The sequence below is a fragment of the Binatus sp. (SeqCode) genome (assembly GCF_035272065.1).
Classification (GTDB): domain Bacteria; phylum Desulfobacterota; class Binatia; order Binatales; family Binataceae; genus Binatus.
The window spans coordinates 35783-42887 of the sequence record NZ_DATEQZ010000029.1 but is presented as its reverse complement, the minus strand read 5'-3'; the positions used below and the strand labels follow the sequence as shown (position 1 = coordinate 42887).

Here is a 7105-nt window from a genome sequence, read left to right as displayed (position 1 = left end):
CGGATCATCGGCCCCGAGTTCATCGATAGTGAACCACGGACGCGCGGGATTTCAGGTCGGCGTTCAGCGGTAACTCACCATTTCAAGCAGATTGCCGTCGGGATCGAGGAAGTAGATGCAGTCGTGATCGCCCCAATCGATCGGCTCGGCGCTTTCGACTCCGGCCGCCGCGAGGCGCTCGCGAGCATCGGCAAAGTCGCCCGCCACCACCTTGAACGCATGATGACCGCGGCCGAGCGGGTGCGCGATGATCGATTGGCGCGCGGCATCGTCGAGCGGCGGCCTGGACACCTCGAACAGGGCTAGGTTTTGGCCGCCGCAATCGAGCAAAACCTGATCGCCGAATCGATTGACTATCTGCAGGCCGAGGACGCCGGTATAAAAGCGCTCCGCGCGCGCGAGGTCCGCCACTTCGATACCGAAATGATCCAGCCGCTCGAGTTTCATTGCGGGTAACGGATCAGATTATCCACGGGAGCCGATGATTAGGAAGATGCGGCCACCGTGTGACCCTCGACCTCGAGCAGCTTCGACGCGACCACGCGCTCCTTCTCGCGGCGGATGAAGGCAGGATCGAACGTCACGATCAATACGGGCAAAATGGTCATCGCCCCAAGCATCGAAACGAACATCCAGACCGCCAGCAGCAGGCCCATCTCGGCGTCGAAGCGGATGCTCGACCAGTACCAGAACAGAACCGACGCGACCAGCGTCAGCGCGGTGAAGGCGACGGCCTTTCCTGACGTGACAAGGGCAGCATAGGTACTTTCCTTGAGGTCGTAACCCTCTGCAAGTTCCTCGATGATGCGACTTACTATGTAAATGGAATAGTCAATTCCGAATCCGACGCCGACAGTGACTACCGGCAGAGTATTGATGTTGATACCTATATCATGGGCGCCCATGTAGGCATTGATCGCGGCATTGGCTAACGCAAGCGGGAATAACAAATATATTCCCGCCATGAACGAGCGATAGGTCGCCAGTAGTATTATGTAGATAGTGGCGAACGCGAGCACGTTGAGCAGAAGATCATTGTTGATGATTTCCTGGTTGGCGGCGGCGAGTTCACCGATGATTCCCGCGGCGAGAGAAAACGTCACACCAGGCACTTGATGCTGCGGTTCGGCGAAGAATCGCTGCGTGCGCAGCACGACTCGCTGGACGTTTTCACCCTCGCGATCCTTCGTGTACACCGTCATCTGGGTGGCGTCTCTCCGCGGCGTGATGATATACGCGGTCGAGAGCGGCGACGCGCCCGCCAGCAATCCGCCGAGCAGCTGACCGGTGCCGCGCGCTGTGGTCGGCAGCACGTTCCACTTGGGCTGGAATTCTCTTAGCGCGGAGCCGCCGTTAGACAGCAGATCGGCGACCGAAAACGTGCGCCCCACCGCCGGATCGCGCTCCATGTAGCGTTCGTACTCATCCATGACGTGGTACAGCTTGGGGTCGTTCAGCGAATCGCGCTTGGCGAGCTCTGCGACGACGACGAACTGCTCGATCGCGCCGAACTCCTCCTGGATCGAGGCCATCGAGCGGTTGTACGGCGAGTTGGGCCACAGGATCGGCGATTCAGACGATGGGTCGCCGACCTTGAGGCCGCTCCAGAAAAACGCGCACATCGCGATCACCGCGATCGTGACGGCGAACGTCGCGATGCGGCCCGCTCTTTCCAGCATCGGCCTGGCGATCGACTCCAGCATTCGTTTGAAGAAGCCGTGCTCGCGCTTCTCGATCACGTCGATGTGCGGCGGGTCGAGGTAGTAGTACACGATCGGATTGAGTATCAGCTCGCTTACGATGATCGCGGCGATCCAGAAGCTCGCGGTGATGGCGAGCTTTTGCAGGAACAGAACCGGCACGAGCAGGATAACCAGCACGCCAAACGCGTCGGCCAGGATTCCCGACAGCGACGGAACGAACAGCTCTGCGAAGGACGACAGGATGGCCTTTTCCTTGTCGCGCAGGCGGTAGAACTCCTCGTAGTACCGGTCGTGCATCTGCACCGAATGGCTGACCGCACGCGCGGTTATCAGGAACGGGATGACGAGCACGAGGGGGTCGAGCCCGAAGCCGAGCAGACGGATGAAGCCGAGCCCCCAGATGGCGCAAATGACGCCCGAGATCGTCGGCCGCAGCGCACCGCGCCAGTCGTGGAAATAAAGATAGAGCAGGATCCACACGGCGAGCACCGTGGCGACGAAAATCCAGAGAAATTCCGGCGTGTAGTGATACACCCATCCGTATAGAATCGGCTGCCCGCCGTAGTAGATATGCACCGTCTCGTCGCGCTCGGGTTGCACGACGATGCGCCGAATCTCGTCGAAGATGCGCGTGTAGTCGAGCCGCGATTCCAGGAAGCTGCCCTCGATCACCGCCGCCCGGTCATCGAGCGAGACGAAGCGGCCGAAGATCACGCCGGGATTTTTGTGGACGTTGCTCTCGAGTTCAGCCAGGTCGCCCGCGGTCCTGGGAATTTCGCCGTTGGGCAGGACCGGGGTGTTGAGAATCACGCCGCCGGCCAGCGGGCGGAAATAGCTCGAGGTCGCGATCGATCGCACCGAGCCGTGCTGGATCCCGTAAACGAGATCCATGTTGTTCGTCATGTGGACGATCTTCTCGATGATCTTGGCGTTGTAGATCGTCCCCTCCTTCACCTCGATCATGATCGTGACGTTGTTGACGCTGCCGAAATACTGGTCGTACTTGTGCGCGACCTGGATGAACGGATGGTTCTGCGGAAGCAGGTCGCCGAAGCTCGTGACGAGCTGGGTTTGCGCCGCGTAGTAGCCGAAAAACGCGGTGAGCACGCCGACGACGGCGAGCACGAGGAAGCGCCATCGCAGAATCCATTCACCAAAGCGGTACCAGGTCATTGCGTTCTCCGAAGTACCCCTGCTCGCGCGTTCGCGCTCAACCCTGGCAGAAGCGCCACGTCTTGCCGCCGTCCTCGGTGTAAAGAATGGTGCCGTAGCCGACGATCCATCCGTGCTGCGCGTCGAAGAACCGCGCCTGGCTTAGCGGGAACGGTATCGCCGGCACTGAAGGATCGTGCGCCCACGCGCCGTTGGGCTGCAAGCGCAGCACGGTGCCAGTCAGTCCTGTGGTGATTCCCTGGTCGCCGGCAAACAGATCGATCGAGAACAGCGGATCGCGCGCCGGAATCTGCACCGCTCCCGGAACCAGCGTGTCAGGCGCCGCACCGGGTTTGTCCGCCTGATGCGCAAAGGCCCAGGTCTTGCCGCCGTCGTCGGTCTGAATCACCCAGCCCTCGAGTCCGCACGCCGCGCCATGTTTTTGATCGCGGAACGAGACGCTGAAAAAAGTCGGCAGCAGAAAATCAGCGAAGCGCGGATCGTCGTTGGGTCCGAGCGGACGTTTCCATTGCGATACCAACGATTGCTGCTGCTCCTGCCAGCTCTTGCCGCCATTTTCCGTCGCCCAGATTCGCCCCAGCTCGCCAACCACCCATCCGTGATCGACGTCGAGGAAACTCGCGCTGTAAAGAACCGGCTCTTCGTACGGCAGCGCGTAGTCGGCGATCTCCGGCGGAAAGAGCCGCTGCAGCTGGCGCTTGATGAAACTCTCGCCGCCGTTGATCGTGCTCAGCACCAGCGCCCGGTCGCCAACGAAGTAACCATGATTCGCGTCGGGAAACGACAGCCCGAAAATAAACAGGTGCGTGCGCGAGTCGAGACGCTTCCACGTCTTGCCGCCGTCGCGCGTGCGCATCACCAGGCCGTCCTGCCCGCACAGGTAGCCGTTCTGATCGTCGGCCATCTGGATTCCGAACACGCCAAGCTGGGTGCCGATGTCGATTCGCTTGAAGTTCCGCCCGCCGTCCTCGGTCAGCAGCACCTTGCCGCGATCGCCGACGATAAACGCGCGCGTCGGGCTGGTCGGCCATACATCAAAAAATTTGTCGGTGAGCGTGATGTTACGAAGCGGCAGCGGCGGCACCGCAACTTCGCGATGACACGCGGAGGTGACGAGCGCGGTTAGAACCAAGAGCGTCTTGACTATGCTGTATGCGCGGAGTTTTCGCTCCATTCGGCCGAACCCATCGAAAAATTTGCTCTATACTCAAGCAAACCAGCCGGCTTAGCAAGTCATAAATTGCGCGAAAAAACGAAACGGTGACTCCATTTGCAATACGCCTGCTATCGGCGCGAGTCTGCTTCAGTTTCGAAATGGAAATCCCCGATAGCAGGTCTCCAGGATGGTGACATTGGCGGTTGCGATACTGGTCATCGTTGTAGTTCTGCTCGGACCCGTCTTCGTCGGAGCGATCGAGCGCAACGTGGAGATCTTTTTCCTCGTAGTCGGAGTGCTGACCGCCTGCGTCTTGGGACGATTCGACACTGCGCTCGTCTTTGCGGCCCTGAGTGAACCGCTGTCATTCACGCTGGCCGTTCTGATTTTTGGCGCCGCTTTTCGTCTCCTGAGGGACTATCTCGATCGACTGCTTCGTGAGGCAATCAGCCTGCTGGAGCCGCGGATTCTCTGCTTCTGGCTGGCGATCGTTCTTGGGTTCCTTGCCGCATTTATAACTCCGGTCGTATCCGCGCTCGTGTTCGTTGAAGCGATTTCCCTGCTTCGTTTCGACCGAGGGATCGAAATCGCCGCGACCGTCTTTGCTTGTTTTGCTATCGGCCTTGGTGCGGGCCTCACGCCTTTGGGCATGCCCGGTATCGCCGTCGTTTTACGCTCTATCCACGCCGACTTCTGGTACCTTACCCGCCTGCTCGGCCCGTTCGTTGCTGTCGGCGTCATTCTCGCCGCGATTCCTATTTTGTTTTTGCCGTTCGAGGCTGGCGAGCCCTTGTATGCTATTCGAGCGAAGGATTCGTGGAGGACCGTTCTGTTGATTCGCCCGGGCAGGGTGTACGTCTTCATTGCCGGACTAGTGGCGCTTTCGGACGGGCTCAGGCCCGTGGTCAACGCCTACATCCGTCGCGCTCCGGAGGAATTGCTGTTCTGGATAAACACGCTTTCCGCGGTCGTCAACAATTCGACCCTTGCGGTGGTCGAGATATCACCCTCGCTGAGCGTCAATCAGCAGCGCGCGGCGTTCCTCGGTTTACTAATCAGCGGAGGGGCGCTTGTCTCTGGTAACATACCCAATATCGTCGCTGCGAGCCGGCTCAGAATCACGAACCGCGAGTGGGCGAGGATTGGCCTGGCACCGGGATGCTGTTGCTGATTCTATGCTTCGCGGTTTTGCGCTCGATGGCTTTTTTCGGATAGGCCCCAGGGCACAGACTGACCAACTGTAATTCGGAATTTTCTGAGTTACAGATCCGCCAGCAAGAGGCCCGTCAGATACTCGCCCTCGCCGTGACCGAGCAGCACGGGATGGTCGGGGCCGGGGCCGAGATGCGCAAGCAGGCGAAGCGTGCGGCCCGCGTTGGACGCGGCGAACCGCACGGCGCGGACGAAATCGTCGGCGCGGAAATGCGTCGAGCACGAGAACGTCATAAGCCGGCCGCCCGGCGCAATCGCGCGCATCGCAACCGTGTTCAGCTCGACGTAAAGACGGCCGGCGCGTTCCGCGTCGCCTCGGCTGCCCGCCAGCGGAGGCGGATCGAGGACGATCAGATCGAAGCGATTCGCCGTCTCCGCCATGAACTTGCCGGCCTCGCCGTGAACGAACTCGACAGCGCTCGCGGGATGCCCGTTCAACTCTAGATTCCGCCGCGCTATTTCGAGCGCCCGCGCCGACGTGTCGACGGCGACGACCTTGCTGGCGCCACCCGCAATCGCCGCGAGCGAGAATCCGCCCTGATAGCAGAAAGCGTCGAGCACCCGCGCGCCGGACACGATCGCGCCGGCCATCGCGCGATTGTCACGTTGATCCAGGAAATAGCCGGTCTTCTGTCCGTGCTCGAAATCAATCCTGATCTTGATTCCGTTCTCGACCGCAATCGTCTCTGTGACAGGTTCGCCCGCGAGAACCGCCGTGTAATCCTCGAGCCCTTCCTGCTTTCTCACCGCGCCGTGGCTTCGTTCGATGATCGAGCGCGGATGCAGCAGTTCGTTCAGCGCTGCAACAATAGTAGGGCGCATCCGTTCCGCGCCTGCAGTCAGGATTTGCATGACAAGCACATCGCCGAATCGATCGACCACCACGCCCGACAAGCCGTCGCCGTCGCCGTTGACGAGGCGGTACGCATTCGTATCGTCGCGGATGATACGCCGCCGCAACTCGAGCGCTCCCTTCAAACGGCGCACCACCAGTTCTTCGATTGTGGGAGTCTCACCCCAAGCAATCATGCGGATTGCGATCGTCGTCGCAGGGTTGCAGTAACCCATGCCGATCAGCGCGCCCGAGGCGTCGTGCACCGTGACGAGAGCGCCTGCTTCTGGCGACGGCGGTTCGATCCGCTCGATTGCCTGCGAGAAGATCCATGGATTGCCGCCGCGGACCGGCCCTTCCCTGCCGCGCTTGAGGATTGCGCGCGCGAGCGTCGCGCTCACCGGATTGGCCATGGCGGCTCGCCGTCGCGGACGAAATCGCCGCTGCGGCCGCCGCGTTTCGCGACCAGCCGGACTCCGCCGATCTCCATCGCCCGATCTATTGCTTTGGCCATGTCGTAGATGGTCAATGCCGCCGCGCTCACCGCGACCATCGCTTCCATCTCGACGCCGGTGCGCGCGTCAGTGACAGTGCGCGCCTGAATTTGAAGGGCAGAGTTGGCGGCATCGGGATTGAAATCAACTTCGACGACTTCCAGCGGGATCTGATGGCAGAGCGGAATCATCTCATGCGTCCGTTTCGCCGCCATGATTCCCGCGATGCGCGCCGCCGCCAGCGCCTCGCCCTTCTTGAGCTTCCCGCCGACTATCGCCCGCAGCGTCGCCGGCGCCATTCGGACCTCGCCGCGCGCGATCGCCTCGCGCCGCGTGACCGGCTTCTCGCCGACATCGACCATCCGGATTCGGCCGCGCGCATCGAGATGCGTCAGGCGTGTGGAAACGGCGCGCCGCGTTCGGGATTTTGTTTTGCTCGCCATCAAACGAAATTCGCTCACAAGCTCGCGCTAGTCGAACTAACGTAGCGCGACAAAGGAGCGCGGCACTAGAGCATGATCAAAAATCAGTGGGT

At 61.0% G+C, this 7105-nt stretch carries 6 protein-coding genes; 1 reads left to right on the top strand and 5 read right to left on the bottom strand.

Annotated features, from left to right (window positions below; genetic code table 11):
• Window positions 1-63 precede the first annotated feature (63 nt).
• The 3 genes from VJX68_RS04940 to VJX68_RS04930 are packed head-to-tail and all read right to left on the bottom strand — an operon-like array spanning window position 64 to window position 4050.
• Window positions 64-447, bottom strand: coding sequence for a VOC family protein (locus tag VJX68_RS04940; RefSeq protein WP_324094547.1), 384 nt, complete (start codon window positions 445-447; stop codon window positions 64-66).
• A gap of 38 nt (window positions 448-485) precedes the next feature.
• Complete coding sequence (locus tag VJX68_RS04935) at window positions 486-2876, bottom strand: efflux RND transporter permease subunit (RefSeq protein ID WP_324094546.1); 2391 nt, start codon at window positions 2874-2876, stop codon at window positions 486-488.
• 37 nt (window positions 2877-2913) lie between these two features.
• Window positions 2914-4050, bottom strand: a complete 1137-nt coding sequence (locus VJX68_RS04930; RefSeq protein ID WP_324094545.1) for a WD40/YVTN/BNR-like repeat-containing protein — start codon at window positions 4048-4050, stop codon at window positions 2914-2916.
• A gap of 169 nt (window positions 4051-4219) precedes the next feature.
• Here VJX68_RS04930 and VJX68_RS04925 point away from each other — a divergent pair, with 169 nt between their 5' ends.
• Complete coding sequence (locus VJX68_RS04925) at window positions 4220-5203, top strand: DUF1646 family protein (protein WP_324094544.1); 984 nt, start codon at window positions 4220-4222, stop codon at window positions 5201-5203.
• An 89-nt stretch (window positions 5204-5292) separates the two neighbouring features.
• On the opposite strand, the gene VJX68_RS04920 is transcribed toward VJX68_RS04925, so the two are convergent.
• Window positions 5293-6489: a class I SAM-dependent rRNA methyltransferase gene (locus VJX68_RS04920; RefSeq protein WP_324094543.1), complete on the bottom strand. Its 1197-nt coding sequence runs from the start codon at window positions 6487-6489 to the stop codon at window positions 5293-5295.
• Window positions 6474-7013: a cyclic pyranopterin monophosphate synthase MoaC gene (gene moaC, locus VJX68_RS04915; RefSeq protein ID WP_324094542.1), complete on the bottom strand. Its 540-nt coding sequence runs from the start codon at window positions 7011-7013 to the stop codon at window positions 6474-6476. Before moaC ends, VJX68_RS04920 begins: the two co-directional genes overlap by 16 nt.
• Between the last annotated feature and the right edge of the window lie 92 nt (window positions 7014-7105).

What these genes read in the sequence shown, in the direction of transcription:
- VJX68_RS04940 (WP_324094547.1), bottom strand. Translation starts at nt 447, where the DNA reads ATGAAACTCGAGCGGCTGGATCATTTCGGTATCGAAGTGGCGGACCTC.
- VJX68_RS04935 (WP_324094546.1), bottom strand. Translation starts at nt 2,876, where the DNA reads ATGACCTGGTACCGCTTTGGTGAATGGATTCTGCGATGGCGCTTCCTC.
- VJX68_RS04930 (WP_324094545.1), bottom strand. Translation starts at nt 4,050, where the DNA reads ATGGAGCGAAAACTCCGCGCATACAGCATAGTCAAGACGCTCTTGGTT.
- VJX68_RS04925 (WP_324094544.1), top strand. Translation starts at nt 4,220, where the DNA reads ATGGTGACATTGGCGGTTGCGATACTGGTCATCGTTGTAGTTCTGCTC.
- VJX68_RS04920 (WP_324094543.1), bottom strand. Translation starts at nt 6,489, where the DNA reads ATGGCCAATCCGGTGAGCGCGACGCTCGCGCGCGCAATCCTCAAGCGC.
- moaC (WP_324094542.1), bottom strand. Translation starts at nt 7,013, where the DNA reads ATGGCGAGCAAAACAAAATCCCGAACGCGGCGCGCCGTTTCCACACGC.